This is a genomic window from Pseudomonas fragi, from assembly GCF_900105835.1.
GTDB lineage: Bacteria > Pseudomonadota > Gammaproteobacteria > Pseudomonadales > Pseudomonadaceae > Aquipseudomonas > Aquipseudomonas fragi.
This window is the reverse complement of record NZ_LT629783.1, coordinates 1,077,561-1,102,547: the sequence shown is the minus strand read 5'-3', so window position 1 is coordinate 1,102,547 and position 24,987 is coordinate 1,077,561. Positions and strand designations below refer to the sequence as shown.

25 protein-coding genes and 1 tRNA gene are annotated in these 24,987 nt (G+C 59.8%); 16 read left to right on the top strand and 10 right to left on the bottom strand.

Features of this window, described 5'->3' with window-relative positions; translation table 11 throughout:
- Positions 1-134: 134 nt before the first annotated feature.
- From hbdH to BLU25_RS04740, 5 genes are all read right to left on the bottom strand, one after another.
- The gene (gene hbdH, locus BLU25_RS04760) at positions 135-905 is read right to left on the bottom strand and encodes a 3-hydroxybutyrate dehydrogenase (protein ID WP_016781242.1); all 771 of its coding nucleotides are present in this window, start codon (positions 903-905) and stop codon (positions 135-137) included.
- A 121-nt stretch (positions 906-1,026) separates the two neighbouring features.
- Positions 1,027-1,308 (bottom strand): peptidylprolyl isomerase, encoded by a 282-nt coding sequence (locus BLU25_RS04755; RefSeq protein ID WP_016781241.1) that lies wholly within the window; start codon positions 1,306-1,308, stop codon positions 1,027-1,029.
- 90 nt (positions 1,309-1,398) lie between these two features.
- Positions 1,399-2,280 (bottom strand): alpha/beta hydrolase, encoded by an 882-nt coding sequence (locus BLU25_RS04750; protein ID WP_016781240.1) that lies wholly within the window; start codon positions 2,278-2,280, stop codon positions 1,399-1,401.
- A 110-nt stretch (positions 2,281-2,390) separates the two neighbouring features.
- Entirely contained in the window at positions 2,391-3,479 is a 1,089-nt protein-coding gene (locus BLU25_RS04745) for a 3-deoxy-7-phosphoheptulonate synthase (protein WP_016781239.1), read from the bottom strand.
- A 640-nt stretch (positions 3,480-4,119) separates the two neighbouring features.
- The gene (locus BLU25_RS04740) at positions 4,120-4,362 is read right to left on the bottom strand and encodes a DNA-binding protein (RefSeq protein ID WP_016781238.1); all 243 of its coding nucleotides are present in this window, start codon (positions 4,360-4,362) and stop codon (positions 4,120-4,122) included.
- Positions 4,363-4,443: 81 nt separating this feature from the next.
- Between BLU25_RS04740 and BLU25_RS04735 the strand changes: the two genes are divergently transcribed.
- The 6 genes from BLU25_RS04735 to BLU25_RS04710 all read left to right on the top strand — a co-directional run bounded on the left by BLU25_RS04735 (position 4,444) and on the right by BLU25_RS04710 (position 9,940).
- The gene (locus BLU25_RS04735) at positions 4,444-4,824 is read left to right on the top strand and encodes a helix-turn-helix domain-containing protein (RefSeq protein WP_029611460.1); all 381 of its coding nucleotides are present in this window, start codon (positions 4,444-4,446) and stop codon (positions 4,822-4,824) included.
- Positions 4,825-4,940: 116 nt separating this feature from the next.
- On the top strand, positions 4,941-5,579 hold the full coding sequence (gene gacA / locus BLU25_RS04730; protein ID WP_029611459.1) for a response regulator transcription factor GacA: 639 nt from the start codon (positions 4,941-4,943) through the stop codon (positions 5,577-5,579).
- Positions 5,580-5,581: 2 nt separating this feature from the next.
- On the top strand, positions 5,582-7,405 hold the full coding sequence (uvrC, locus tag BLU25_RS04725) for an excinuclease ABC subunit UvrC (protein ID WP_029611458.1): 1,824 nt from the start codon (positions 5,582-5,584) through the stop codon (positions 7,403-7,405).
- Between the two features lie 32 nt (positions 7,406-7,437).
- Positions 7,438-7,995, top strand: a complete 558-nt coding sequence (pgsA, locus tag BLU25_RS04720) for a CDP-diacylglycerol--glycerol-3-phosphate 3-phosphatidyltransferase (protein WP_016781234.1) — start codon at positions 7,438-7,440, stop codon at positions 7,993-7,995.
- A gap of 64 nt (positions 7,996-8,059) precedes the next feature.
- Positions 8,060-8,135: transfer RNA gene (locus BLU25_RS04715), tRNA-Gly, on the top strand.
- 533 nt (positions 8,136-8,668) lie between these two features.
- A complete protein-coding gene (locus BLU25_RS04710; RefSeq protein ID WP_016781233.1) occupies positions 8,669-9,940 on the top strand; it encodes an OmpP1/FadL family transporter in 1,272 nt (423 codons plus the stop codon).
- Positions 9,941-10,116: 176 nt separating this feature from the next.
- Here BLU25_RS04710 and BLU25_RS04705 read toward each other — a convergent pair whose 3' ends face one another.
- Positions 10,117-11,343 carry an MFS transporter gene (locus BLU25_RS04705; RefSeq protein ID WP_016781232.1) on the bottom strand — a complete coding sequence of 409 codons (1,227 nt, stop codon included), beginning with the start codon at positions 11,341-11,343 and terminating at the stop codon, positions 10,117-10,119.
- A gap of 222 nt (positions 11,344-11,565) precedes the next feature.
- Positions 11,566-11,892 carry a hypothetical protein gene (locus tag BLU25_RS04700; RefSeq protein ID WP_016781231.1) on the bottom strand — a complete coding sequence of 109 codons (327 nt, stop codon included), beginning with the start codon at positions 11,890-11,892 and terminating at the stop codon, positions 11,566-11,568.
- 624 nt (positions 11,893-12,516) lie between these two features.
- Between BLU25_RS04700 and BLU25_RS04695 the strand changes: the two genes are divergently transcribed.
- From BLU25_RS04695 to BLU25_RS04685, 3 genes are read left to right on the top strand one after another with little or no spacing between them, the layout of a single operon-like run.
- The gene (locus BLU25_RS04695) at positions 12,517-14,046 is read left to right on the top strand and encodes a flavin monoamine oxidase family protein (RefSeq protein WP_037001250.1); all 1,530 of its coding nucleotides are present in this window, start codon (positions 12,517-12,519) and stop codon (positions 14,044-14,046) included.
- Between the two features lie 14 nt (positions 14,047-14,060).
- Positions 14,061-14,456: a c-type cytochrome gene (locus tag BLU25_RS04690; RefSeq protein WP_029611456.1), complete on the top strand. Its 396-nt coding sequence runs from the start codon at positions 14,061-14,063 to the stop codon at positions 14,454-14,456.
- Positions 14,457-14,506: 50 nt separating this feature from the next.
- Positions 14,507-15,010 carry a RidA family protein gene (locus tag BLU25_RS04685; protein ID WP_016781228.1) on the top strand — a complete coding sequence of 168 codons (504 nt, stop codon included), beginning with the start codon at positions 14,507-14,509 and terminating at the stop codon, positions 15,008-15,010.
- A gap of 68 nt (positions 15,011-15,078) precedes the next feature.
- Here BLU25_RS04685 and BLU25_RS04680 read toward each other — a convergent pair whose 3' ends face one another.
- On the bottom strand, positions 15,079-15,981 hold the full coding sequence (locus BLU25_RS04680) for a LysR family transcriptional regulator (protein WP_083369545.1): 903 nt from the start codon (positions 15,979-15,981) through the stop codon (positions 15,079-15,081).
- Positions 15,982-16,142: 161 nt separating this feature from the next.
- Here BLU25_RS04680 and BLU25_RS04675 point away from each other — a divergent pair, with 161 nt between their 5' ends.
- Positions 16,143-16,523 carry a RidA family protein gene (locus BLU25_RS04675; protein ID WP_016781226.1) on the top strand — a complete coding sequence of 127 codons (381 nt, stop codon included), beginning with the start codon at positions 16,143-16,145 and terminating at the stop codon, positions 16,521-16,523.
- A gap of 114 nt (positions 16,524-16,637) precedes the next feature.
- Here the strand turns inward: BLU25_RS04675 and BLU25_RS04670 are convergent, their stop codons facing one another.
- Positions 16,638-18,341 carry an amidase gene (locus BLU25_RS04670; protein WP_016781225.1) on the bottom strand — a complete coding sequence of 568 codons (1,704 nt, stop codon included), beginning with the start codon at positions 18,339-18,341 and terminating at the stop codon, positions 16,638-16,640.
- A gap of 206 nt (positions 18,342-18,547) precedes the next feature.
- Positions 18,548-19,417, bottom strand: a complete 870-nt coding sequence (locus tag BLU25_RS04665) for a LysR family transcriptional regulator (protein ID WP_016781224.1) — start codon at positions 19,415-19,417, stop codon at positions 18,548-18,550.
- 153 nt (positions 19,418-19,570) lie between these two features.
- Between BLU25_RS04665 and BLU25_RS04660 the strand changes: the two genes are divergently transcribed.
- The 6 genes from BLU25_RS04660 to BLU25_RS04635 all read left to right on the top strand — a co-directional run bounded on the left by BLU25_RS04660 (position 19,571) and on the right by BLU25_RS04635 (position 24,976).
- Positions 19,571-20,608, top strand: a complete 1,038-nt coding sequence (locus BLU25_RS04660; protein WP_016781223.1) for an amino acid ABC transporter substrate-binding protein — start codon at positions 19,571-19,573, stop codon at positions 20,606-20,608.
- A 13-nt stretch (positions 20,609-20,621) separates the two neighbouring features.
- Positions 20,622-21,776 (top strand): amino acid ABC transporter permease, encoded by a 1,155-nt coding sequence (locus tag BLU25_RS04655; RefSeq protein ID WP_016781222.1) that lies wholly within the window; start codon positions 20,622-20,624, stop codon positions 21,774-21,776.
- A 2-nt stretch (positions 21,777-21,778) separates the two neighbouring features.
- A complete protein-coding gene (locus BLU25_RS04650; protein ID WP_029611455.1) occupies positions 21,779-22,876 on the top strand; it encodes an amino acid ABC transporter permease in 1,098 nt (365 codons plus the stop codon).
- Positions 22,873-23,649 (top strand): amino acid ABC transporter ATP-binding protein, encoded by a 777-nt coding sequence (locus BLU25_RS04645; protein ID WP_016781220.1) that lies wholly within the window; start codon positions 22,873-22,875, stop codon positions 23,647-23,649. Before BLU25_RS04650 ends, BLU25_RS04645 begins: the two co-directional genes overlap by 4 nt.
- Positions 23,646-24,605, top strand: coding sequence for an isoaspartyl peptidase/L-asparaginase family protein (locus BLU25_RS04640; RefSeq protein ID WP_016781219.1), 960 nt, complete (start codon positions 23,646-23,648; stop codon positions 24,603-24,605). The genes BLU25_RS04645 and BLU25_RS04640 overlap by 4 nt, the downstream gene beginning before the upstream one ends.
- A 65-nt stretch (positions 24,606-24,670) precedes the next feature.
- Positions 24,671-24,976, top strand: coding sequence for an NIPSNAP family protein (locus BLU25_RS04635; protein WP_016781218.1), 306 nt, complete (start codon positions 24,671-24,673; stop codon positions 24,974-24,976).
- The last annotated feature ends 11 nt before the right edge of the window (positions 24,977-24,987 follow it).

The following is a 24,987-nucleotide window of genomic DNA, read 5'->3' as shown; positions in this document are numbered from 1 at the left end:
TTTATATTATTTTTAGTGGGTGTTCACGGGCGAACGATAACCGATGCTAACAGTGCAAATTTGCCCATTACAACCCTGATAAGTGCAGGGTTGGTGTGCATTTTTGCCTGTTAGCCATGCAGTAATGTGCGTATTTATTGCGCCAGCCAGCCGCCGTCGACATTCCATGCTGCGCCACGCACCTGGCTGCCGGCTTCGCTGCATAAAAACAACACAAGTTCGCCCAGTTGCGGCGGGGTGACGAACTCCAGCGAAGGCTGTTTTTCTGCCAGCAGGTCGTGCTGCGCCTGATAGGGGTCAATGCCCTGGCTGATACGTTGATCAATCTGTTTTTGCACCAGCGGCGTCAGGACCCAGCCCGGGCAGATGGCGTTGCAGGTGATATTGCTGGTGGCGGTTTCCAGGCCCACCACTTTGGTCAGGCCGATCACCCCGTGCTTGGCGGCAACATAGGCGGCCTTGCCGACCGAGCCCACCAGCCCGTGCACCGAGGCAATATTGACGATACGCCCCCAGCCGCGCTTGCGCATGCCGGGCAGGCTGAGGCGGGTGCTGTGGAACACACTGGACAGGTTGATGGCGATGATCGAGTCCCAACGCTCTACCGGGAACTCCTCGACGCTGGCCACATGCTGGATGCCTGCGTTGTTGACCAGGATATCGATGCCGCCAAATTCGCGTTCGGCATAATTGATCATGTCGGCGATCTGCGCCGGGTCGCTGACATCTGCCGGGTGGTGGCCAACCTTTACGCCAAACTGTTCGACCTCGGCAATCACTTTGCCCGGATCGCCAAAGCCGTTGAGAATCAGGTCGGCTCCGGCCTTGGCCAGGCTCAGTGCGATGCCCAGGCCGATACCACTGGTAGAACCGGTAACCAATGCAGTTTTGCCCTTAAGGCTCATGATCAATTCCTCAATGAAACACGATGGGTTCGTGAATGAGGAAACGTAGCACGGGGTTTGCTGTAGCCCAAACGAAACGGCCCACCAAAAGGTGGGCCGTCTTCACGCAGCGCTGGGAGGATTAGTCCTGGCGGCTGGTGACTTCCAGCAGGTGGTAGCCGAACTGGGTTTTAACCGGGCCTTGCACCACGTTGATTGGCGCGCTGAAAACCACGGTGTCGAATTCCTTGACCATCTGGCCCGGGCCGAAAGAACCCAGGTCGCCGCCCTGACGGCTCGACGGGCAAGAGGAATTGGCTTTGGCAACTTCGGCGAAGTCAGCGCCGCCTTCGATTTGCGCTTTCAGTTCGTTGCACTTGTCTTCGGTGGCAACCAGGATGTGACGGGCAGTGGCTTTGGCCATGAGGGAGTACTCCTTTGAATAAGGTGCTGAGCCTACCGGATTCGGTGATTTTTTTCTCGGCAAACTGCGCTTGAATGAATTGATTACAGGCTACAAGCCCGCTTCCTTCAGGCGTTTGGCGTGCTCGATGTAAAGCTCTACCGGGTTGATGCGCCTGCGGCTTCCTCTTGCCATATGGTTGATGGTGTCGAGATGATCCAGGGGGTAGTCGGAGCGGATGACCTGGCCCAGATGCGAGCTGAAGCGGCCAACCATGCCGTCGTTTTCTCGGGTTTCGCGGGTAAAAAAGCTGTCAAACACACGCAAGGCATTGTGCAAGGGGTCGAGCAGGTTGAGTGACTCGGCCAGCCGCGAGCCTTTGATGATGCCGCTCCAGGAATAATAGTGCACAGCATTCACCTGTGCGGGGCCCATGCCGCCCCATCTGTCGGGCAGCCCCTGGGGATATTGGCGGTTGAAGGCGGCAACCCCATCGGTGGTCAGGGCGTTAAGCGCATTCAAGGCATTTTGGGGCAGGCGCGGGTGGCCGCTGAGGGCGGATAAAAATGCGCTGAACGAGGTGGTCAGGGCGGCAGCCACCGTTTCGCCAAGCCTCCCCGGGACAAAGGCCAGGCGCAAGCGATCGGCCAGCTCGGAGCCGTGGTTGGGGCCACTGACTGACGTCACCGAGGCGATCAGTTCAGGGGCGATGGCCGCCACATAACGCGCGGTAAGGGCGCCCTGGCTGTGGCCGATCAGGTTGACACGCTGTGCACCGACCTGCCTGCGCAGGTTGTGGATCTGCTTGAGCAGTTGATCGCCTCGGGCTTCATTGTCGTTGGCGGCTGAAATGATTGGAACGAAGACGCTGGCACCGCACTCATTGAGTGCTTGCTTGATACCATGAAAGTAGTGATGCGAGCCTATCCGGTCGAATCCAAAAAGGCCGTGTACCAATAAGATCGGATAGCGTGTATTTACCGAATCGTCCATGTTCAATCTCGCAGGGTGTTTTTGATCCATGAAAACACCTTAGCCGAGATCGTCTTTGCGCAACCGTGGGGCTTTTCCCAGGTTGCGCACGGTTTTGCCGAACGTGGTTGTCAGGCGGTGGCCTTGGTCGTGTGGCGCTGTGCTTGTAGCCTGCGGGCGGCGTTGCGCAGCAGGTGTTCGGTGGCATCCCAGCCCAGGCAGCCGTCGGTTACGGACACGCCGTAGCGCATCGATGCACCCAGGGGCTGGCAGCCTTCGAACAGATGGCTTTCGAGCATCATGCCGATCAGCGAGTGATCGCCCGCCAGGCGTTGCTCGAGCACATCGTTGAACACCTCGGGCTGGCGCAGCGGGTCTTTGCCACTGTTGGCGTGGCTGCAGTCGACCATCAGGCGGGTGGGGATACCTGACTTCTGCAGCCCGGCGCGGGCCTTGGCGACGCTGGCACGGTCGTAGTTAGGGGCGCTGTGGCCGCCGCGCAATACCAGATGGGTGTCGGGGTTACCACGGGTTTCGACGATGGCCGGGTGGCCCTGGCTGTCGACACCGAAGTGACGATGGCTGTGTGCCGCAGAACGCATGGCGTCACAGGCGATGGCAACGCCGCCGTCGGTTCCGTTCTTGAAGCCTACAGGCAGATCAAGACCGCTGGCCATTTCGCGGTGGATTTGCGATTCCGTCGTGCGGGCGCCAATGGCCACCCAGCCCAGCAGGTCGTCGAAGTAGCCGGCGGCGATGGGTTGCAACAGCTCGGTGGCGACCGGCAGGCCCATGCGCAGCATTTCCAGCATCAGTTCCCGCGACAGGGTCAGGCCGTGGGCCATGTCATCGCTGCCATCCAGGTGCGGGTCGTAGGCCAGGCCTTTCCAGCCCACGGTGGTGCGCGGTTTTTCGATGTAGGCACGCATCACCAGCAGCATGTCATCGCGCACATCATGGGCGAGGGCAGCGAGGTTGCTGGCGTATTCCAGTGCGGCGACGGGATCGTGGATGGAGCAGGGGCCGACCACCACCAGCAAGCGGGAGTCTTCACCGTTGAGGATGGCGCGAATGGCCTGGCGCTGGCTGCTGACCTGGGCACCCAGTGGGGTACTCAGCGGCAGTTGCTGCTTGAGTTGCGCTGCGGTTGGCAGGCGACGGGTCGAAACAGGAGCAGTGGCAGTGTGTACGGTTGGCAGAGCTGAAACGGATGCGTTCATGGTATGGGCTTCCTGGGCAGGCGGCGGGTTGTCCCGCGCGCTCAGCCCTACTGGGGTGTTCGACAATTGGCCAGACTGGCCGTGAGTACAGGCGTGCCACCAATGTGGGTCCGTTCGGAGGCGGCAGGCTGTCCCGAACGGCGGCTGATAAATCGCCATGCAGTGCAAAGGTCGAAGCGGTAATAAGTGGCGTAGTTCATGGGGTAAATCCTCAATTCAAGAAAATGTGCGGGGCTGAAAAAACAAAACCCCCGGTCGGGGAGCCGACCGGGGGTTAGATTTCTCTGGCAGGCGACCCCTAAGTAGTGGGCGCCGTGTGGGTATCAGGCGCGCCAGTGGCTAAACCAATACCCAAAATAAAATCGTGCAGCGGAGTGCATGTTGTTCGCGCACACGGCAGCAGCCAGACGCGATTGGCGTGTGGTCTTACAGGCGGCAGTGATGGCGTGGTGCAACATGGGTTGTCTCCAATTGATGTTCCGCAGCTTACTTGAGGCGAGCCTGCGGATTCAATAAAAAAATACCATGCGGCGCAATTGTGCTGGCTATGGCCCTCGCTTGAGCCCCTGTCATGCCTTGCACGGCGCTGTTTGCGGGGCCTGCATAGTAAATCGGGAGCTTGCCTCAATTAAGCGCATACTCAAGCTGACTCACCATCTTTTGCTTCTGTCAGATGCGTGCCCTGAGACGGAATGATGCCGTCTTTCATGCCCAGAAGAACCGCTACCTTGTGGGCTTCACCACGCCTCCCCTTTTTGCGCCCGGCGAGCACTTGATAAGTGGTAGCAGGGTCGACGCCATGTTCCCGAGCGAACTCTTGAACGGACTTTCCCTGGTGTTCCAGCCATGCCTTGGCTTGTGCGGCGGTACGAATTCCGGTCATAGTTCAAAACCGTTCAAAGTTGTTTAATATTTATGGATTATACCATCCTTGCGGGTGTTTAAAATGGGATCCTACATCCAAATGAGTGGAATTGGTTTGCGCTTGAGGCAGGAGCGAGAGCGGCTTGGTTTGTCGCAGAAAATTTTTGGCGAAATCGGTGGTGTCGAGGCCAACGCCCAGGGCAAGTATGAAAATGGAGATCGTGCGCCCAAGGCGGATTATTTGTCGCGCGTTGCCGCACGCGGTGTGGACGTGCTGTATGTATTGACGGGCAGTCCGACCCCGACCTTGATCGATAATTTGAGTCAAATTGAAGAAAAGGTTCTGATCAGCTACCGGGTGCTGCACAAGGAGAATCAGGACGCCATCCGCCGCCTGACCGTCACCCTGGCAGAGTTGTCCGCGCCGCAACCGGTTAAGGAACGACGTGATCCCGAGGAGGTTGAGCCTGTCAAGGAATGAGTCTTTACAAGGAATTAACGTTTTGCCAGCGATAGATGACGCAAGTCGGTAGGTTGGTGCATTAGTTTTTGCTAAGGTGTCGGCAATCAACCAAGACCAATTTGCGAGGTGTCGACTTGATTCGGGTTCTAGTGGTCGATGACCACGATCTTGTGCGTACAGGGATCACACGAATGCTGGCCGATATCGAAGGCTTGCAAGTGGTCGGCCAGGCCGAGTCCGGTGAAGAGTCGTTGCTCAAGGCTCGCGAACTGAAACCGGATGTGGTCCTGATGGATGTCAAAATGCCTGGCATTGGTGGCCTTGAGGCGACCCGCAAGATGATGCGCAGCCACCCGGATATCAAGGTGGTTGCCGTGACGGTGTGTGAAGAAGACCCTTTCCCGACGCGCTTGCTGCAAGCAGGCGCGGCGGGCTACATGACCAAGGGTGCGGGCCTGGCCGAAATGGTCCAGGCGATTCGCCAGGTCTTCGCCGGCCAGCGCTATATCAGCCCGCAAGTCGCCCAGCAATTGGCGCTCAAGTCCTTCCAGCCTGCCAGTGACTCCCCCTTTGATGCCCTGTCCGAGCGTGAAATCCAGATCGCGCTGATGATTGTCGGCTGTCAGAAGGTCCAGGTTATTTCCGACAAGCTCTGCCTGTCGCCCAAGACGGTCAATACATACCGCTACCGGATCTACGAGAAACTCTCGGTTAAGAGCGATGTGGAGCTGGCCTTGCTGGCCGTTCGTCATGGCATGGTTGATGCTGGTTGATCATGACTGACGTGTTCGACGCAAGCGCATTTCTCTCCACCTGCAGCGGCCGGCCCGGCGTGTATCGCATGTTTGACCGCGAAGCGCGGCTCTTGTATGTGGGCAAGGCGAAGAACCTGAAAAAACGCCTGGCCAGTTACTTTCGCAAAACCGGCCTGGCGCCCAAGACCGCCGCGCTGGTTGCGCGCATTGCGCAAATTGAAACCACCATCACCGCCAACGAAACCGAAGCGCTGCTGCTTGAGCAGACGCTGATCAAGGAGTGGCGCCCGCCGTACAACATCCTGTTGCGCGACGACAAGTCCTACCCCTATGTGTTTCTGTCGGATGGCCAATATCCGCGCCTGAGCATCCATCGCGGGGCCAAAAAGCTCAAAGGCAAATACTTCGGCCCTTACCCCAGTGCGGGCGCCATCCGCGAAAGCCTGAGCATCTTGCAAAAGACTTTTCTGGTGCGTCAGTGCGACGACAGCTACTTCAAAAACAGAACGCGACCCTGCTTGCAGTATCAGATCAAGCGCTGCAAGGCCCCTTGTGTAGGGCTGGTGGACCCACAGGAGTACGCCGAGGATGTACGCCACTCGATCATGTTCCTGGAAGGGCGCAGCAGTGCCCTGACCGATGAGCTGAACGCCGCAATGGAGCAGGCCGCCAGTACGCTGGACTTCGAGCGTGCGGCCCAGGTGCGGGACCAGATTTCCCTGCTGCGCCGGGTTCAGGACCAGCAAAGCATGGAAGGCGGCACCGGGGATGTGGACGTGATTGCCGCGTTTGTGAACCCGGGTGGCGCCTGCGTACACCTGATCAATGTGCGTGGCGGGCGGGTGCTGGGCAGCAAGAACTTCTTCCCGCAAGTGGGCATCGAGGAAGACGTGGCCGAGGTTATGGCCGCCTTTCTCGGTCAGTACTACATCAGCAGCCCCGAGCGCGACCTGCCCGGCGAATTGATCGTCAACGTCGAGCACGAGAGCTTCGAGGCGATCACCGAGGCGATCGAGGCGCTGCGCGGCCGTGAGCTGGCGATCAGCTACCGTGTGCGTGGTACCCGTGCGCGCTGGCAGCAACTGGCTGTCACCAACGCCGAGCAGGCCCTGATGGCTCGCCTGACCAACCGTCTGCATGTGGCGGCACGTTTTGAAGCCCTGGCCCAGGTGTTGAAGCTCGATGAGATACCCCAGCGCCTGGAATGTTATGACATCAGCCACTCCAGTGGCGAAGCCACGGTGGCGTCCTGCGTGGTGTTTGGCCCTGAGGGGCCGATCAAGTCGGACTACCGGCGCTTCAATATTGAAGGCGTAACCCCGGGTGACGATTATGCCGCCATGCACCAGGCCCTGATGCGCCGCTTCAGCCGGCTCAAGGAAGGGGAGGGCAAGTTGCCGGACATTCTGCTGGTCGACGGTGGCAAGGGGCAGATGTCGATGGCCCGCGATGTGCTCAATGAACTGGCCGTCCCTGACCTGATTTTGCTCGGCGTGGCCAAGGGGGCGACACGCAAGGCGGGTTTTGAAACCCTGTACCTGAACGATGCAGCCCATGAATTCACCCTCAAGGGCGACTCGCCGGCCTTGCATTTGATCCAGCAGATCCGCGATGAGGCTCACCGTTTTGCAATTACCGGGCATCGGGCACGACGGGGTAAAACCCGACGAACCTCAACCCTGGAAGGCATTGCAGGGGTAGGGCCGACCCGTCGCCGAGATTTATTGAAACATTTTGGTGGCTTACAGGAGCTATCTCGTGCCAGCATCGAGGAGATCGCCAAAGCACCCGGGATCAGTAAAAAGCTCGCTGAGTTGATTTATGCAAACCTGCACAGCGAGTAGAATGCCACCTCACCTCGTAGCCAGTTGTGCCGATGAATATCCCTAATTTGATCACCGTACTACGCGTTCTACTTATTCCTTTCTTCATTTTGTTGTTCTATTTGCCCTACAGCTGGAGTTATGCAGCCGCCAGCTCAGTCTTTGCATTTGCCGCGGCGACCGACTGGCTTGACGGCTATCTGGCCCGTCGACTGGAGCAAAGCACGCCTTTTGGTGCCTTTCTGGACCCGGTCGCTGACAAGCTGATGGTGGCGGTGGCCTTGGTGTTGCTGGTGCAAGAGCATCACAACGTATGGCTGACGTTGCCGGCGGCGGTGATTATCGGTCGTGAAATCGTCATTTCCGCGTTGCGCGAGTGGATGGCCGAACTGGGCGCACGGGCCCAGGTGGCGGTATCGAACATGGGCAAATGGAAAACAGCGGCGCAGATGCTGGCCCTGGTGATCTTGCTGGCCAACCCTTCGGACTTCAGCTTCTGGGTGTTGGTGGGTTACGGGCTGCTGCTGGTGGCTGCCGGCTTGACCCTGTGGTCGATGCTTCAGTATTTGCGGGCTGCCTGGCCGCACCTGAAGACCACCTCGGTAAAATAAATAAAACTTTTTTGAATCAAGGGCTTGACGCGTTATTAGATTTCTATAGAATGCGCATCACCAAGCGGGAATAGCTCAGTTGGTAGAGCACGACCTTGCCAAGGTCGGGGTCGCGAGTTCGAGTCTCGTTTCCCGCTCCAAATATGGCTCTGTTGAATTGTATGCAATTTGATAGAGCAAGAAAAAAGGACCTTCGGGTCCTTTTTTCGTTTCTGGCATTTCATCCAGGTTTGCCGAGTCGCTCTTGTGAAGCTGCAGCCGGGTGGTATTTTCTGGCAAGTTAGCTTGAGACGGCGATGATGTTCGCGCTGTTCGCCATAGAGTGGGCGGGCTATTTAGAGGGCCACTCTAATAGTGGCTTATTTTAAGCTCGCCGCTCTTTCAATAAAGGGCGCACTTGCCCCGCTTCATGCAATCCTGGCGCCGGCAGATCCCGGCAGGCACATTGCGATTTCATCTTTGTCGCGTCATGTTTAATGATCTTGAATGGTTAAATATGTTAGCGAAATCAGGTAGTTGATCAGGTTTGCCGATCACTGGATATTCGCACGCTGAATAACGGTGAGTTCTTGTTGTATTGTCCGACAAGGCGCCTGGTTTCTATATAACAGACTATGGCAGCGGGTCGGGAATATTGGTAATTTGCGCCCCGTTGATCACTGGACCTCTAATAATGAAAAAACTATTCTTCAAGACCACCCTCGGTCTTGCCGTTGCACTTGCGTCTTCTCAGCTACTTGCCAGCGGTCTTGCAATCAATGAACAAAGTATCAGCGGCATGGGCACCGGCTTCGCCGGTCGATCGTCCTCTGCCGATGATGCCAGTACCGTATACGGCAACCCTGCCGGCATGGCGCGCCTGAAACAGGAGCAGGTGAGTGCAGGTGCTGCCTTGCTCGTGGCGAAAACCGATATCAGCCATACGCGCAGTACCTTTGGCGGCAAGGAAGACGGCGATATGGTGCCGTTGACTGCGGTGCCCATGGGTTATTACGTCAAGCCGATTGATGAGCACTGGGCCTTCGGTGTCGGTTTCTATGTGCCGTTTGGTTTGATTACGGACTATGGCAGTGGTTTCGCAGGGCGTTACTTCGCCAATAAAAGCAAAATTCAGGTCATGACGTTCCAGCCCACGGTCAGCTATGCCTTCAATGACAAGGTATCGATCGGGTTTGGTCCGACTATCAACCGCATTGACGGTGAACTGACGTCCCAGGTGCCGAATGCCTTCACTCCGGGCACAAACGACGGCAAGGTGAAGATCAGCGGCGATGACACGGCCATCGGTTTCAACGCCGGTATCCTGGTACAGGCCACTGACAGCACCCGTGTGGGCCTGACCTATCACTCCAAGGTCAGCTACAACCTCAAGGGTACTACCAAGGTCACTGGCGGTACCTTCAGCCTGCTGGGCCTGAGCGGCCAGAGCTACGATGCCAAGCTGGGCCTGGATACGCCGGAGTCGGTGGACTTCTCGGTTACCCACCAGCTCAATGATGACTGGACGCTGTATGCGGGCAGCACCTGGACGCGCTGGAGTCGCCTCAAGGACATTACCGTGCAAAACAGTGATGTCAGCCCGCGTCTTGGCGGCTCGTTGAGCACCATTACCGAAGAGCAGAACTGGCATGACACCTGGGCCCACGCCATTGGTGCCGCGTATCAGTTGAATCCGCAATGGGTGCTGCGCACCGGCTTGTCGGTTGACCAGTCGCCAACCAACAACACCAATCGTTCGCCGCGCATTCCTACCGGTGACCGTACCGCCATCAGCTTCGGCGCTGGCTGGACGCCGGTCAGTAACATGACGATCGACCTGGCGTACTCCTACCTGTGGGAAGACAGTACCAAGGTCAACGACAGCTCGGCTTCCAAGGGCGCGTACAGCTCTACCTACAAAAACAGCGCGAGCGGTTTTGGTACTTCGATCACCTATCGCTTCTGACCCGCGGGATGTGCGTTACAGATGATGTAACGCACATCTGGCCCAGAGATCCTGGATATCCAGCGTTTTGAAGAGTGTCGAGGCTTTGCCAGCAAGCATCAGAGCCTGCTTGCCCGTTTTCAGATCGCGATAGTACGCAATCCCCCCGTGTACTCGCCCGGCAGGCAGCGCGCTGCTCAGGCGGGCTGGGCCACCAGGTTATTGCTGACGTTACGCCCTAACACCAGCACCGTTACAAAACCGCATCCCACCAGGGCCGTGGCCAGGCTCAGCAGCACCGAGCTGCCCAACTGGTCGACGATTTGCCCGCCGAAGAACGAGCCCAGGGCAATAATCACCTGAAACAGAGCCACGAACAGCGGCATGCCGCGCTCCACATCCTTGGGCGCTACCACAAACATCCAGATACTGGCGCAGGCCGGGAAGGCGCCGAAAGCGAAGCCCCAGAGGGCGATGAGCATCGCAGCGCCAGTCATGCCGGTGGCGAAGTAGGGGAACAGGGCGGTGCTGGTGCCAATCATCAGGGCCACCAGCAACAGGGTGTGACGCACACTGCGATTGGCGGCAAAGCCGGCGAATAGATTACCCATTACCCCAGCAACACCATAGAGCAACAGCAATGAGCCAATGGTCGGCCCGTCGAAACCGGCACTGTGCTTGAAGAAGGGGGCGACATAGGTGTAGGCGGCAAAGTGCGCCAGGCCAATGAGCAATACCGCAATCAACCCCACCCGCGATTGCGGGTTGATAAACAAGGCCGGCAGGTCACTGACGCGAATGGCCTTCTCGGGGGTGAGCCGCGGCAGCAGGAAGATCTGCGCCAGTAGCACCGGCACGCCCACCAGCGCCGTCACCAGGAAGGTCATGCGCCAGCCCAGCAAGCCACTTAGCCATGTGCCTACGGGCACGCCCAGGACGGTGGCCAGGGTTACGCCGACCATGATGATCGAGGTGGCCTGGGCGACGCCCACGCCCTTGGGGGCCAGGCGGCCACTCAGGGCGATGGCGGTCGCCCAGAAACCGCCGATGCTGATACCCAGCAGCACACGACCCACCAGCAGCAGGTTGAAATCACTGGCGAAGGCCACGACTGAGTTGGCAATGATCATGACCAGCGTCAGGCCGACCAGCAGGTAGCGACGGTCCATCGTACCAATGCCGATGGACAGCAAGGGCGCCGCGAGCGCGGCCATTATGCCGGGCAGGGTGACCATAAGCCCGGCGTGGCCGGCACTGATGCCAAGGTCACTGGCAACGTCGTTGAGTACGCCCACCGGGAGAAACTCGCTGGTCACGAGGGCAAAGGCGCCCACGGCGACCGAGAGAATCGCCAGCCACTGCTGTTTGACGCTCTGTTGAGGATGTTCGGGGCGGCCGCGAGGCGGCAGGCTGGCGCTTGGCATGGTGGTGAGTTCCAGAAGGGGAGATGTCGCCTGAAGCCAGGCTGGGGGCGGGGGAAGCTGGAGGGGATTATAGGGGGCAGTTTTGCCGATCAAACACGCGGGCACTTCGATAGTAATTATCAGTGCCATCGATGGGGCGCCCGCAATAGAGCGCCCGCTGTTGGCTGGAAGAGTTATAGGCGAGTTGTCAGGCCCTGTGCATGCAAGAGCGTGCTGGCCCGGTCAGATGATGATATCCATGCGCGGGCCGAGCCCGTCGACCAGCACGGATATATGGGCCTGTACTTCGCAACGGGCTTTACACAGGTCGATGGCGCTTCTGAGTTCACGGTCGATGATGTTTCTGGCTTCTTCTCGTTTTTCGCAGGCTGTTTCAGCCGTCAAGGTCACCTGGCCGGCAAAGGTGGTTTCAACCGTAGACAGTTTGCTCCAGTCGGGGGTTTGTATATTGGCGATGCTTTTTCTGACCTTGTCGGCTGCTTTGGCTGCAATATCCGTATCTCCTGTCGGAGAAATCGAATATGTAAATAAGAAGTAGTGTTTTGTCATTTGATCTGCCTTTATAAAGTAACGATTTATAAGGCGAGCGTCAGGCTCGCTTATATCAACATTAGCACTGCAATCAGGCAGCGAAATACTGGCCTTAAAGTTTTCGGGCTAAAAGAGTGTGTTCAGTTGTTTATATGATTTGTAGGTTGAAGCTGTGCTGCGGCATTGGGCTTTGCATGATGTGAAAGTTGCTAGATGGGGGGCTGTTTCGGCATGTTTTATTGCATCACCGTCTAGATCAGATCTTGGGGGTTTTTCGTCACCGGGTACGATGCGCTCATGCGGCACACTCACTAAAAAACTGCACAATCCTGGCGCAAGTGTCTTGCACCAAAAACAGACTTGGCTGATTCATGGTGAAGCATTCTGCCTGTCTAAGTTTTATGAAACTTCCTACATCTTCAGTTTTCCGCCCATTACAGTTTTATGGCACACCACTTGCTCTGGAGGATGACCGGGCGCAGACAACTCTGTGGTCGGGCGACGCAGCAAGCGTGGTTGCTCGTCTGTCATTGCCTGCGTATTTCCCTTCGATTCAAAGGACTGGTCATGCAAGAGCAAGCAATGGTTGTGAGCCGACGCAAAGTACTCAACTGGATCGGCGTGACAGCGGGCGCCGCCGCGATGTATCAGGCAATGACTGCCTTGAGTTTTGCCGCTGAATCGAACTATGAGCGGGATTTTGCCTTGAGCGGTGCGCCAAAGGGCACCCGTGTACTGATCCTTGGGGCGGGGCTGGCGGGCATGACCGCCGCCTATGAGCTGCGCAAGGCCGGCTATCAGGTCAAGGTGCTGGAGTTCAATGCCAAGCCGGGCGGGCGCTGCTGGACGCTGCGTGGCGGTGACCGTTTCACCGAGCTGGGCGGCGCTACCCAGCATTGCGAATTCGACAAGGGCCTGTACCTCAATCCCGGCCCGTGGCGCATCCCGTATCACCATCATGCCGTGCTCGACTACTGCCACAAATTCGGCGTCGCCCTGGAGCCCTTTATCCAGGTCAACTACAACGCGATGGTGCATTCCACCCAGGCGTTTGAGGGCAAGCCGCAACGTTACCGTGCCGTGCAGGCCGACTTTCAGGGGCATGTGGCCGAACTGCTGAGCAAGGCCGTCAACCAGCACGGCCTGGATCAGGCTCTGACTCGCGAAGACCGCGAGCGCCTGCTGGAGGTGATGCGCAAATGGGGCGCGCTCGATAGCAGCAATGCCTATAAGAAATCCCTGGAGACCAGCATGCGTCGCGGTTTTGCCGTGGACGATGGCGGCGGCCTGATGCCAGCAGCGGTGGCGTCCGAGCCTATCGACTGCAAGGCGCTGCTGGATTCCAATCTGTGGCAAAGCATCGCCAGCGGCCAGGAGTACGAATTCCAGAGCAGCATCTTCCAGCCGGTTGGCGGCATGGACATGATTGCCCAGGCGTTCCAGAAACAGGTCAACGACCTGATCCAGTACAACGCCAAGGTCACGCGTATCCAGCAAAACGGCAACGGTGTGACCGTTACCTACCAGAACAGCGATGGCAGTGGCGGGGCTCGGCAAGAGCAGGCCGACTGGTGCGTGTGTACCTTGCCGTTGTCGATCCTCGGACAGCTGCCCATCGATGTCAGCGCGCCGATGATGAGCGCGATCCGCGCCGTGCCCTACGAGTCTTCGATAAAGGTCGGGCTGCAATTCAAACGCCGTTTCTGGGAGCAGGACGAGCATATCTATGGCGGCATCAGTTACACCGATACGCCCATCAGCAAGATCAGCTATCCGAGCACCGATTACGGCAAGCAGGGCAAAGGCGTGTTGCTCGGCGCCTATATCTGGGGGCCGAACGCTTACGAGTTCACCGCCATGAGCCCGCAAATGCGCGTGCAAAAGGCCGTTGAATACGGTGCCCAGATCCACCCGCAATACCCGGCAGAGTTCGAAAACGGCATCGCCGTGGGCTGGCACCGGGTGCCCTGGACCAACGGCTGCTACGGCCTGTGGACCCCCGAAACCCGCGAGCAGCATTACAAGAACCTGTGCCAGATTGACGGGCGCATTGTCCTGGCCGGTGAACATGCTTCTTACATTCCGGCCTGGATGGAGGGCGCCATCCTGTCTTCCCAGGATGCGATCAAACGCCTGCACACCCATATCATCGCCAGCGCGAAAGCGGCCTGAGCCCGGAGACAGCCATGCGAATGACTTTAACCACCGCTATCCTGGCCGGCGTGCTGGCCAGTGTGCCTGCGTTTGCCGAAGATGCGCCGATACTGTCCACCTCTGGCAAGTTCGATCAGCCCAGTGGCGAGGCCCTGTTCAATCAGGTCTGCCAGGGTTGCCATATGGCTGATGGCCAGGGCTCCCACGGGGCGGGCGCGTATCCGGCGCTGGCTGCCAACCAGAAACTGGGGGCCAAGGTGTACCCGGTGTATATGGTGACATCAGGGCAGGGCGGCATGCCGGGCTTCAAGAAATACATGGATGACCAGCAGATTGCAGAGGTGGTCAACTATGTGCGAACCCACTTTGGCAACCATTATGCCGACACCGTGACCGTCGAGGATGTACGCGCGGTCACCCGGCGCTGACAAGCAATCATGGACTGCGCGTTTTTTCATACCCCTAAAGGAATGTAACGATGACTAAAAAAATGATCCCCGCTTTTGTTTTGACCTCGGTGCTGGCCGGCCTGATGGCAACCCAGGTGAGTGCGGCAGAAGTGATCCGCCACAAGCTGCCCAATTCCGACTTTCCGATTTCCCTGGCCGTGGAAATCCCGCCGGGTGTCACCGTGGTCAACCTCAGTGGTGTGGTGCCGCCCATTGCCGACAGCAAGGCCGACCCCAAGACCCTCGCCGCTTATGGCGACACCGAAGTGCAGACGGTCAATGTGCTGAAAAATATCGAGGCCACCCTCAAAAGCCTGGGCCTGAGCATGGGTGATGTGATCAAGATGCAGGTGTATCTGGTGGGTACGCCGGAAACCGGCAAGATGGATTTCGCCGGCTTTATGAAGGGTTACACCCAGTTTTTCGGCACCCAGGCCCAGCCCAAGCTGCCAACCCGCTCGGCGTTCCAGGTGGCCGGTCTGGCCAACCCGAATTATCTGGTAGAGATCGAGGTCACGGCAGCCCGGCCGTAACCTCCCGCTTAACGGGCGGGTGCCATAGCGCCTGCCCGTCCCCCTTCACGGCGTACCCGACAGGTTGCTCAGCCCTCAAGCGGTGGTGTGTCCAGCGCCAACAACTCCTCCATCAAGCTGAACACCGTGGCTTTGACAGCACTGTTCAGCGCTGTCCATGCCAGCCCCGTGGTTGCCCGGTATTCCCCCAGATCCAGCGGCCTGGAGATGACATTGGCGGGCAAGGCGCGCCCGGCGTTGGCTGGCAGCAGGCCAACCCCTAGCCCGGCAGATACCAGGGCAAGCATGGTGGTGAACTCGCCCAACTCGGTTGCGTGTGGCAGATGCGCGCCCTGGCGGGCAAGCGCTTGCATCAATTCATCGTAAAAGCCGGGGGCGTAACGCCGAGCCAGGGTAAAAACCGGCAACTGGCTCAGCTCAGTGGGGTGCAGGACGTCGCAGGCCAGCAGCGGGTGGTCGCCGGGCAGGGCGACAATAAAGTTTTCCTGCAGCACCTCGCGGGTGTGGATCCCCGGGATGGCGGCCGGCAGGCGCATCAGGCCGAAGTCGAGCTGGCCGTTTTTCAGCGCCACGGCCTGGTCAGGGCCGGGCATGTCCTTGAGTTCCAGTTCGATCCGCGGGAAGCGGGCATGCAGCGAGCGGACCAGCATGGGTAGCAATTCGGGCAGTACCGAGGAGACAAAGCCAAAGCGCACCCGGCCAATCTCCCCGCGGCCACACGCCCTGGCCACATCGGCGGCATGGGCCGACTGGTGGAGTGTGGCCCGGGCTTCAGGCAGGAAGAGGGTGCCCACCTCGGTGAGTGCGACCGAGTGGCGGTTGCGCTCGAACAGGCGCACCCCCAGCTCCTCTTCGAGCATCTTGATCTGCATGCTCAGGGCCGGTTGCACGATGGACAGCCGTTGCGCGGCCCGGCCGAAGTGCAGCTCTTCGGCCAGGGTCACAAATGATCGCAGGTGTTTGATTTCCACAGGGCACTCCAGGCTATGCAACGACGTCATGGCGAAGCGCATGGTAATGGATCGCAGAAGGTTTTAGCCAAGCACGGCCATGTGCGACGGTGCAAAAAAACGCGCAAGGCGTTGGCAGACGTTGGACAATGGGTGTTTTCACTTCAAGCGAGCGATCACTTATGTCTCACCACGACATCACTTTTATCCCTGATCCCGATGCGGATTCCATCTCCTCGGATGTTGCCGGCTTTGCCGGCCTGCTGGTATCGACGCAGATTCCGACCCGTGCCGATGGCAGCCTGGAGCTGGGCGGGATTGTCGAGCAGAGCGAGTGTACGTTGCAGGCGCTCAAGCTGGCGCTGGAGAAGGCGGGCAGTTCGATGAGCCGGGTACTGCACCTGACCATTTACCTGACTGACATGGCTGATCGGGCGGCGTTCAATGAAGTTTACAAGCGTTACTTTGCCCAACCGTGGCCGGTGCGCGCTGCGGTGGGCGTGGCCGAATTGGCGGTGGCGGGGATGCGGGTGGAAGTGACGGCGATGGCGGCCAAGGGCTGAGAACAACACACGATTGTGGGAGCGGGCTTGCTCGCGACTGGATCGCCGCGGTGTGACTGAAACACCGCGGCGCCTGCATCGCGAGCAAGCCCGCTTCCACGATCGTGGCGCTTATTACTTCAACGGCGGCGTGCGCGGCGGGATCATGCGCTTGCTGCCCGTTGCCTCAAATGCCGACGCAAAGCGCAGCAACGCCGAATCGTCATAGGCGCGACCGGCAAACGTCAGCCCCACCGGCATGCCGATATCCGCCATCACGCCCATAGGCACGGTTACGGTCGGCACACCCAGATGGCGAATGGCGAGATTGCCGTTGGCCACCCACACGCCGTTGCTCCAGGCGATATCCGCTGACACCGGGTTCACATCCGCATCTGCCGGGCCAACATCAGCGACGGTCGGGAACAGCACAGCATCCAGGCCCAAGTGGTCCATCCAGTCTTCCAGGTCGATGCGCCGGGTTTTTTCAAGGCCGCGCAGGCCGTCGGGCACGGTACTGATCTGGTCCCACGGGGTAATGCCACGCTGGGCCATGCGCACATACTCGTCCATGCCGGCCGCCAGTTCGTCCTCACGGTTGGGCAGGGTGCCCGGGTCGTGCGGGAAGATCAGTGGGCCGTCGACGTCGGCCAGGCGGTTGAGTTGCGGGTCACCGTTGGCGCGCAGGAAATCATCGAATGCCCAGGCCGACAGCTCCCACAGCTCGTCATGCAAGAACTCTTTGGACACCAGCCCGCGGGTAAACACGGTGGGCGCGCCAGGGCGATCGCCTTCGCAGTTGGACACCAGCGGGAAATCTACTTCCAGCACTTCGCCGCCCTGGGCTTCGATGGCCTGGCGTGCGGCTTGCCACAGGTCAATCACCGACGCGCGAGTGATGATGCGCTGCCCGGTGGGGCCGCCAATGCCGGGGCATTCAGCCGTGCCGGCCTCGGGGTCGGCATTGATATACATGCGCGGTACGCCAAAGCGTTTGCCGGCCAGCGCTTCGCTGCCGGCATTGAGTTGTGCATAGGAGGCCGGACGCACCGAGGCCACGCTCGGCAGCGGCACCCAGGGTTGCAGGCGCCACAGGTCGCCACGGGTATCCGGGTCTTCGGCGACGACAACATCGAGCACTTCGAGCAGGTCGGCCATCGTGCGGGCAAAGGGCACGACCACGTCCATGGTCGGTGTCAGCGGCCAGTTACCGCGCACTGAAATCACCCCGCGCGAAGGCGTGTAGGCGCACAGGCCGTTGTTAGACGCCGGGCCGCGCCCGCTGGACCAGGTTTCCTCGGCCAGGCCGAAAGCCGAAAAACTGGCCGCCGTGGCCGTGCCTGCACCGTTGGACGAGCCGGAGGCGAAAGGCGCCGTCAGGTAGTTGGCGTTGTACGGGCTTTCGGCGCGGCCATACACACCGCGTTGCATGCCGCCGTTGGCCATGGGCGGCATATTGGTCTTGCCCAGGCAGATGGCCCCCGCACCGCGCAGGCGCTCAATGGTGAAGGCATCACGATAGGCGATCAGGTCCTTGAAGGCCGGGCTGCCCGAGGCGGCGGTCAGGCCCTTGACCAGGTAACTGTCCTTGGCTGTATAGGGGATGCCATCCAGCGGGCCGAGGGTCTGGCCCTTGGCCCTGCGGGCGTCCGAGGCCTGTGCTTCGGCCAGTGCCTGGGGGTTGCGCACCACCACGGCATTGAGCGCGGTGGCCGTGTCAGGAGTGTCGTAGGCGTCGATCCGCGCGAGATAGGCCTGCACCAGTTCGACTGCCGTGGTTTGGCCGGTTTCGAGCGCGCCGCGCAGTTGGGCTATGGACACCTCGGTGACTTCGATCATGGGCTTACCGCTTGAGGACTATGGGAAACCGCAGAGCTTAGCGAAACTCCTGCCTTAACAGCCAGCCCATGTGACATTTGATGTCGTAAATAGGTATCACACCTTGTGGGAGCAGGCTTGCTCGCGATATGGGCGGCGCGGTGTATCCGCACTAGCGAGGTGCTGCCATCGCGAGCAAGCCCGCTCCCACAAAAGGGGGCAAGTGGCTAAAGCCGCTGCCAGAGCGCGTCGGCCTGGGGGTTGCGGTTGTCGCGCCAGCGCACCAGGATCACTTCCAGATGATCGGACTCCATGTCCGGGTACAAGCGCACCAGCTCACCGCGTTCGATCAGTGGCGCCACCATGCTGTGGGGCATGCACGCCACGCCCTGGCCGCTGGCGACCATCGGCTTGAGCGCCTCCGAGACGGTGGCTTCGAACACTTGCAGCAAACGCTGCGGCTGGGGGTGACGGTTGATCTGGGTGCGCGACAGTTCATGCAATTGCGCACTGCGCGAATAGCTGAGCAGCGGGATCGGCTCGTCGGTGTGCGCGCAATGCGCCGCCAGTACGGGCGTGGCGACCCAGTACAGCTCGTCATGGCCCAGGGACTTGACCTCGAACTCGCTCTGGCGCGAGTAGGGCGCCGTCTTGGTGTCACGGTAGAACAGGATGAAATCACAACGCCCGGACATCAGCGCCATGTAGTAGTCATCGGTGCTGCGATAGCCCGTGTCGATACGGGTGAACAGCGGCGCCTGCGGGCTGTTCAACTGGCTGATCCAGCCCGGGAAGAAGTTGCACGCCAGGGTGTGCAGCGAAGCAAAGGTCAGTGGCCGGTTGAGCACCTTGACGCTCTGTTCGCAATCGCGGGCCATGCGTACCAGTTCCACGGCATTGGGCAGCAGCGCTTCGCCCGCCGCAGTCAGGCGCACCGGGTTGCGTTCGCGGTCGATCAGGGTCGCGCCCAGGTGAGCTTCAAGCAGTTGAATACGCCGGCTCAGGGCCGATTGCGATGAGCCGCGCATGCTGGCTGCTGCCGTGAATTTACCGGTGTCGGCCAGGGCGAGAAAATCTTCGTACCAGTCAATGTTCATGGACTTATTCCAATATTCGATAGCCCGTGCAGCATAGTGGATCAATTGCCGCTATCCGGCCCAAGCCTGGGTCTTTATTGTGCGCTGAACCGCCACCTGCCGTTGAACTGTGGTTGACAGGCATAAAAAGAAGAATTTTGAAGGGGCAATGATATGCATAAATTGAATAGGGCCAAGCTTTTACTTGGGGCTCCGCTGTTGGCCTTGCTGTTGACGGGTGCCCAGGCCGCCCAGGCAGGTGTGCTGGACAAGGTCAAGGCCCATGGCAGCGTGCGCTGTGGGGTCGCGGGCGACAAACCGGGCTTTTCGCTGATTGATGACAAGGGCCGCTGGACCGGCATGGACGTGGACCTGTGCCGCGCCGTGGCCGCGGCGGTGCTGGGGGATGCGGACAAGGTCGAGTACCTGACCACCACCGCGAAAAACCGCTTTACCGCCCTGGCCTCCGGGGAGATCGATATCCTGTCGCGGGCCGCCTCCTGGACCGCTGAACGCATTGCCAACCTGGGGGTGGACTTCACCACCGTGTGGTTCTATGACGGCCAGGGCTTTATGACCCACGCCGCCGACGGCATCCAGAAACTCACCGACCTGGACGGCGCCACTTTCTGCCTGTCACCGGGCACCACCTCCGAGCAAAACCTGGAAGACTATTTCGGCCGCCGTGGCCTGACTTACAAAACCGTGGTCATCGAAAAAAGCCCCGAGCTTTACGCCGCTTTCCAGCGCGGCCGCTGTAACGCCATTTCCAATGACTCTTCGGGGCTGGCGGCGCGTTTGGCGTTGATGAACAACCCCAAGGACTATGCGCTGTTGCCCGAGGTGATTTCCAAGGAGCCGCTGGGGGCCTTTGTCGCTCAGGGTGACACGGTGTGGCGCAATATTGTGACCTGGACCGCTTACGCGCTGATGACCGGCGAAGAGCTGGGCGTAACCTCGGACAACGTCGACGAGTTGCGTGGCAACAAGAGCGCATCCACCGATATCGCCCGCTTGCTGGGCACCGAAGGCAGCATCGGCAAGTCCTTTGGCCTGGACAGTGACTGGGCTTATCGCGCCCTCAAGCAGGTCGGCAACTACGCGCAAATCTACGACCGCAATCTCGGCCAGCAGACGGCATTGAACATCCCGCGCGGTCTCAACCGCAGCTGGAAAGACCATGGCCTGATGTACGCACCGCCGATTCGCTGAGGGGATTACTGTCATGTCGACCCATCGTTCGCCCAACCTGCGCCTGTCCAGCGTGCTGCAGCAGGGGCTGGTACTGGCTCTGGTTGCGGCAGTGTTTTATCTGCTCTCCAGCAACGCCGCACTGAACCTGAAGAACCTCAATATCGCCTCGGGGTTCGGTTTTTTGTCCCAGCGCGCCGGCTATGACATCAGCTTCTCGCTGATTGATTACACCCCGGATGCAACCTATGCCCGCGCCTATCTGGTGGGCTTGCTCAACACCCTGCTGGTGTCGGTGCTGAGCATTGTCCTGGCGACCCTGCTGGGTGGTGCGCTGGGCATGGCGCGCGTCTCGGACAATTGGCTGATCAAGCGTCTGAGCGGCACCTGCATCGAATTTTTGCGCAACGTGCCGCTGGTGGTGCATCTGGTCTGGTGGTACGGGCTGGTGCTGGCGCTGCCCGGGGTCAAGCACTCGGCCTCGCTGTTTGGTGTGGTGTTTTTGAACAACAACGGTCTCAACCTGCCGTGGCTTGAGCAGGGCAGTGTGGTCGGCTGGGGGCTCTTCCTGATGCTGCTGGGCACCTTGCTGGCTTATATGTTCTGCCGCTTGAAAGAAGCCCGCGGGCCGTGGCGCGGTTTTGCCTCCAGGCGCTGGCCCGCGCTGCTGGCCGGGGCGGTGCTGCTGCCCTTGCTGGTGTACGCCCTGAGTGATGCCCATGTGCAATGGGAAGTGCCGGTGCAGCGCGGTTTCGGGTTCAAGGGCGGGATCACTCTGGTACCGGAAATGCTTGCCTTGTGCCTGGCCCTGTCGTTCTACAGCGCCAGTTACATCGCCGAGATCGTGCGTGGCGCGATTGAATCGGTGCAGCGCGGCCAGTACGAAGCGGCCAGGGCACTCGGCTTTACACCCGGTACCACCCTGCGCCAGTTGATCGTGCCGCAGGCCATCTATCCGATGATTCCGCAGATCACCAACACCTACCTGAACATCGTCAAGAACTCCTCGCTGGGGGTGGTCATCGGCTTTATGGAACTGGTGTCGTCCACCGGCGGCACCACCCTGAACCAGACCGGCCAGGCCATCGAATGCATCGCGCTGGTGATGGGCACCTACTGTGCAATCAGCCTGATGATCTCGTTGGCGATGAATATCTATAACCACCGTATTGGCCAGAGGGGGCACTGAACATGACCGCAATGAATCAGGCACTGGCAGTCCCGCTGGCACCGCCGCGCTTGCCCCGGCTACAGCGTGCCCTGGCCTGGAGCCGCAGCCACCTGTTCCCCAGCCCGGGCCACAGCCTGCTGACCCTGAGCGTACTGGCACTGCTGTGCTGGTGCATTCCCGCTGCACTGAACTGGCTGGTATTTGATGCCACCTTCGTCGGCAGCAGCGCCAAGGACTGCAACCCCGCCGGCGCTTGTTGGCTGCCGATAACCCAGCGCTGGAACCTGTTCGTATACGGCTTCTACCCGCAGGCTGAACAGTGGCGGGTAAGCCTGGCCCTGGTGCTGGCAGGGGCAGCGTTTGTCTTGCTGTTTTTCAAGCGCCTGGACCGTCGCCTGCTGCTGGCTTATCTGGCGTTGCTGCCGATTGTGATGTGGTGGCTGCTCAAGGGCGGTGCCGGTTTGCCCGAGGTCTCCTCGACCAAATTCGCCGGCATGCTGGTCACGGTGTTCCTGGGCACCGCAGGGATGATTTTTGCCCTGCCGCTGGGGATTTTGCTGGCTCTGGGGCGGCGCTCGAAACTGCCCGTGGTGCGCATGCTCTGCGTGCTGTACATCGAGCTGGTGCGCTCGGTGCCGGTGATCTCGCTGCTGTTTATGGCCTCGCTGATGATCCAGTTATTCCTGCCGCCGGACTCGGCCTTCGACATCCTGCTGCGTGTGCAGCTGGTGCTGATCCTGTTCACGGCCGCCTATATGGCCGAGACCTTGCGCGGCGGTTTACAGAACCTGCCCAAGGGGCAGTACGAGGCGGCGATGGCGCTGGGTTTCGGCTACTGGAAAACCATGGGCCAGATCATCCTGCCGCAAGTGCTCAAGCAGTCCATAGCGCCCTTGCTCACGCAATTTATCGGCCTGTTCAAAGAGACCACGCTGGTGATGATCGTGGGTGTGCTGGACATCGTAGGCATCGCCATGAGCACCGCCGTCGCCCCGGAATGGGTTGAGTACGGCCACGAAATCTACGTCTTCCTGGCGATCTACTTCTTCGTCATCTGTTTTGCACTGTCGCGCTATGCCCGACACCTTGAACAACGTATGGAGCAAAGCCGCTCATGATCAGCAAACCCAAGGCTGATGCCGCCGCAATGGTGCGCATCGAACAATTGAACAAGTGGTTCGGCAATGCCCATGTATTGAAGAACATTTCCCTAGATGTACACTCTGGCGAAAAAGTGGTGATCTGCGGGCCTTCGGGTTCCGGCAAATCGACCCTGATCCGCTGCATCAACCAGCTGGAGCAGCACCAGCAGGGGTTGGTCGAGGTATTGGGCGAAGAACTCAATGGCAGTGTCAGGGGCCTGGAGCGTATTCGTCGGCAGGTGGGCATGTGTTTCCAGCACTTCAACCTGTTCCCGCACCTCACCGTGCTGAAAAACTGCACCTTGCCCCAGACGTCTAATCTGGGCGTACCCGAGGCGCAAGCCATCGAGCGTGCGCTGGGCCTGCTGGACAAGGTCAAAATGCGCGACCACGCCAACAAGTTTCCCTCGCAGTTGTCCGGTGGCCAGCAGCAGCGCATCGCCATTGCCCGGGCGCTGTGCATGCAGCCCAAGGTCATGTTGTTTGATGAACCGACCTCGGCCCTGGACCCGGAAATGATCGCTGAAGTGCTGGACGTGATGACCGGTCTGGCCCAGGAAGGCATGACCATGATCTGCGTGACCCACGAAATGGGTTTTGCGCGCAAGGTGGCTGACCGGATCGTATTTATGGACCAGGGCGAGATTGTTGAAGAAGCTCCCCCCGAGCGGTTTTTCTCCGCCCCCGAGTCTCCCCGAACCCAACGTTTTTTGAGCCAGATAATCAATCACGGAGTGCATGCCCAATGACCCAATCCATTGCGATGGCCTTGCATGGCGGTGCCGGTGTACTGATGCCCGGTGTCTTGACCTGCGAAGACGAGCAGGCGATCCACGCCGCACTACTGCAGGCGCTCAAGGCCGGGGTCGATGTCCTGGAAAAGGGCGGTAGCAGCCTGGATGCGGTTCAGGCCAGTGTGGTTGAACTGGAAGAGTGCCCCTGGTTCAACGCCGGCAAAGGCGCGGTGTTTACCCATGCCGGAGACCATGAACTGGACGCGGCAATCATGAACGGTGCCAACCGCGAAGCCGGTGCCGTGGCCGGTGTGCATCATGTGCGCAACCCGATTTGCGGTGCGCGGGCAGTGTTGGAGCACAGTGAGCATGTGCTGCTGGCCGGTGCCGGGGCAGACTTGTTCCTGTCCGAGCAGGCGGGTCTCGAACATGTCAGCAATGACTGGTACGACACGCCGTTGCGTCGTCGCCAGTGGGCTGCGCAACAGCAGCAACCGGAGACGGTGTTGCTGGAGCCGGGCGGCGTGGAGAAAAAATTTGGCACTGTGGGGGCCGTTGCCCTCGATAGCCAGGGGCATGTGGCAGCGGCCACCTCCACGGGGGGCATCACCAACAAGCGCTATGGCCGGGTGGGCGACTCGCCGCTGATCGGCTCCGGCACCTGGGCCGATGACCGCAGCGCGGCGATATCGGCGACCGGGCACGGCGAGTTCTTTATGCGCACCGTGGTGGCCCACAACATTGCGTCGCGCATTCGCCTGGTGGGCTCAAGCCTGGCCGACGCCTGCGAGCAAGTGGTGCAGGGCGAGCTCAAGGAACTGGGTGGTAACGGCGGCGTGGTCGCCGTGACACCGGCTGGCGAGACCGTGCTGAGCTTCAATACGCCGGGCATGTACCGCGCCTGGCTGGATGCTGACGGCGGTTTGCACACGGCCATTTACGCTGAGGACGACTGCCTGCATCGACGTTGAGTGAATTGACCCGCGGGGCGGCTGGAGATTAGTCTCGATCTCCTTTCGCCCCGTGGAATGCACTGATGATCACCTGCTACCTGCGTTACGTGATTGACCCTTACCAACTGGCCGAATTCGAGGCCTATGCCAAAGTCTGGATCCCGCTGGTAGAGAAGTTCGGCGGCCAGCATCATGGCTACTTCCTGCCCTCGGAAGGTGCCAACAATATCGCCCTGGCCATGTTTACCTTCCCCAGCCTCGCAGCCTATGAAGACTACCGCGAGCGCTCAAAAACCGATGCCGAGTGCATTGCCGCGTTTAAACTGGCTGAAGATAATCGCTGTATCTTGAGTTATGAGCGCAGTTTTTTCAGGCCTGTTTTCGAGTAACCCCCCCCCCC

Bases quoted from the DNA above. Each gene is read 5' to 3' on its own strand.
- hbdH (WP_016781242.1), bottom strand. From the start codon at position 905: ATGAGCCTTAAGGGCAAAACTGCATTGGTTACCGGTTCTACCAGTGGT.
- BLU25_RS04755 (WP_016781241.1), bottom strand. From the start codon at position 1,308: ATGGCCAAAGCCACTGCCCGTCACATCCTGGTTGCCACCGAAGACAAG.
- BLU25_RS04750 (WP_016781240.1), bottom strand. From the start codon at position 2,280: ATGGACGATTCGGTAAATACACGCTATCCGATCTTATTGGTACACGGC.
- BLU25_RS04745 (WP_016781239.1), bottom strand. From the start codon at position 3,479: ATGAACGCATCCGTTTCAGCTCTGCCAACCGTACACACTGCCACTGCT.
- BLU25_RS04740 (WP_016781238.1), bottom strand. From the start codon at position 4,362: ATGACCGGAATTCGTACCGCCGCACAAGCCAAGGCATGGCTGGAACAC.
- BLU25_RS04735 (WP_029611460.1), top strand. From the start codon at position 4,444: ATGAGTGGAATTGGTTTGCGCTTGAGGCAGGAGCGAGAGCGGCTTGGT.
- uvrC (WP_029611458.1), top strand. From the start codon at position 5,582: ATGACTGACGTGTTCGACGCAAGCGCATTTCTCTCCACCTGCAGCGGC.
- pgsA (WP_016781234.1), top strand. From the start codon at position 7,438: ATGAATATCCCTAATTTGATCACCGTACTACGCGTTCTACTTATTCCT.
- BLU25_RS04710 (WP_016781233.1), top strand. From the start codon at position 8,669: ATGAAAAAACTATTCTTCAAGACCACCCTCGGTCTTGCCGTTGCACTT.
- BLU25_RS04705 (WP_016781232.1), bottom strand. From the start codon at position 11,343: ATGCCAAGCGCCAGCCTGCCGCCTCGCGGCCGCCCCGAACATCCTCAA.
- BLU25_RS04700 (WP_016781231.1), bottom strand. From the start codon at position 11,892: ATGACAAAACACTACTTCTTATTTACATATTCGATTTCTCCGACAGGA.
- BLU25_RS04695 (WP_037001250.1), top strand. From the start codon at position 12,517: ATGTATCAGGCAATGACTGCCTTGAGTTTTGCCGCTGAATCGAACTAT.
- BLU25_RS04690 (WP_029611456.1), top strand. From the start codon at position 14,061: ATGCGAATGACTTTAACCACCGCTATCCTGGCCGGCGTGCTGGCCAGT.
- BLU25_RS04685 (WP_016781228.1), top strand. From the start codon at position 14,507: ATGACTAAAAAAATGATCCCCGCTTTTGTTTTGACCTCGGTGCTGGCC.
- BLU25_RS04675 (WP_016781226.1), top strand. From the start codon at position 16,143: ATGTCTCACCACGACATCACTTTTATCCCTGATCCCGATGCGGATTCC.
- BLU25_RS04670 (WP_016781225.1), bottom strand. From the start codon at position 18,341: ATGATCGAAGTCACCGAGGTGTCCATAGCCCAACTGCGCGGCGCGCTC.
- BLU25_RS04665 (WP_016781224.1), bottom strand. From the start codon at position 19,417: ATGAACATTGACTGGTACGAAGATTTTCTCGCCCTGGCCGACACCGGT.
- BLU25_RS04660 (WP_016781223.1), top strand. From the start codon at position 19,571: ATGCATAAATTGAATAGGGCCAAGCTTTTACTTGGGGCTCCGCTGTTG.
- BLU25_RS04655 (WP_016781222.1), top strand. From the start codon at position 20,622: ATGTCGACCCATCGTTCGCCCAACCTGCGCCTGTCCAGCGTGCTGCAG.
- BLU25_RS04650 (WP_029611455.1), top strand. From the start codon at position 21,779: ATGACCGCAATGAATCAGGCACTGGCAGTCCCGCTGGCACCGCCGCGC.
- BLU25_RS04645 (WP_016781220.1), top strand. From the start codon at position 22,873: ATGATCAGCAAACCCAAGGCTGATGCCGCCGCAATGGTGCGCATCGAA.
- BLU25_RS04640 (WP_016781219.1), top strand. From the start codon at position 23,646: ATGACCCAATCCATTGCGATGGCCTTGCATGGCGGTGCCGGTGTACTG.
- BLU25_RS04635 (WP_016781218.1), top strand. From the start codon at position 24,671: ATGATCACCTGCTACCTGCGTTACGTGATTGACCCTTACCAACTGGCC.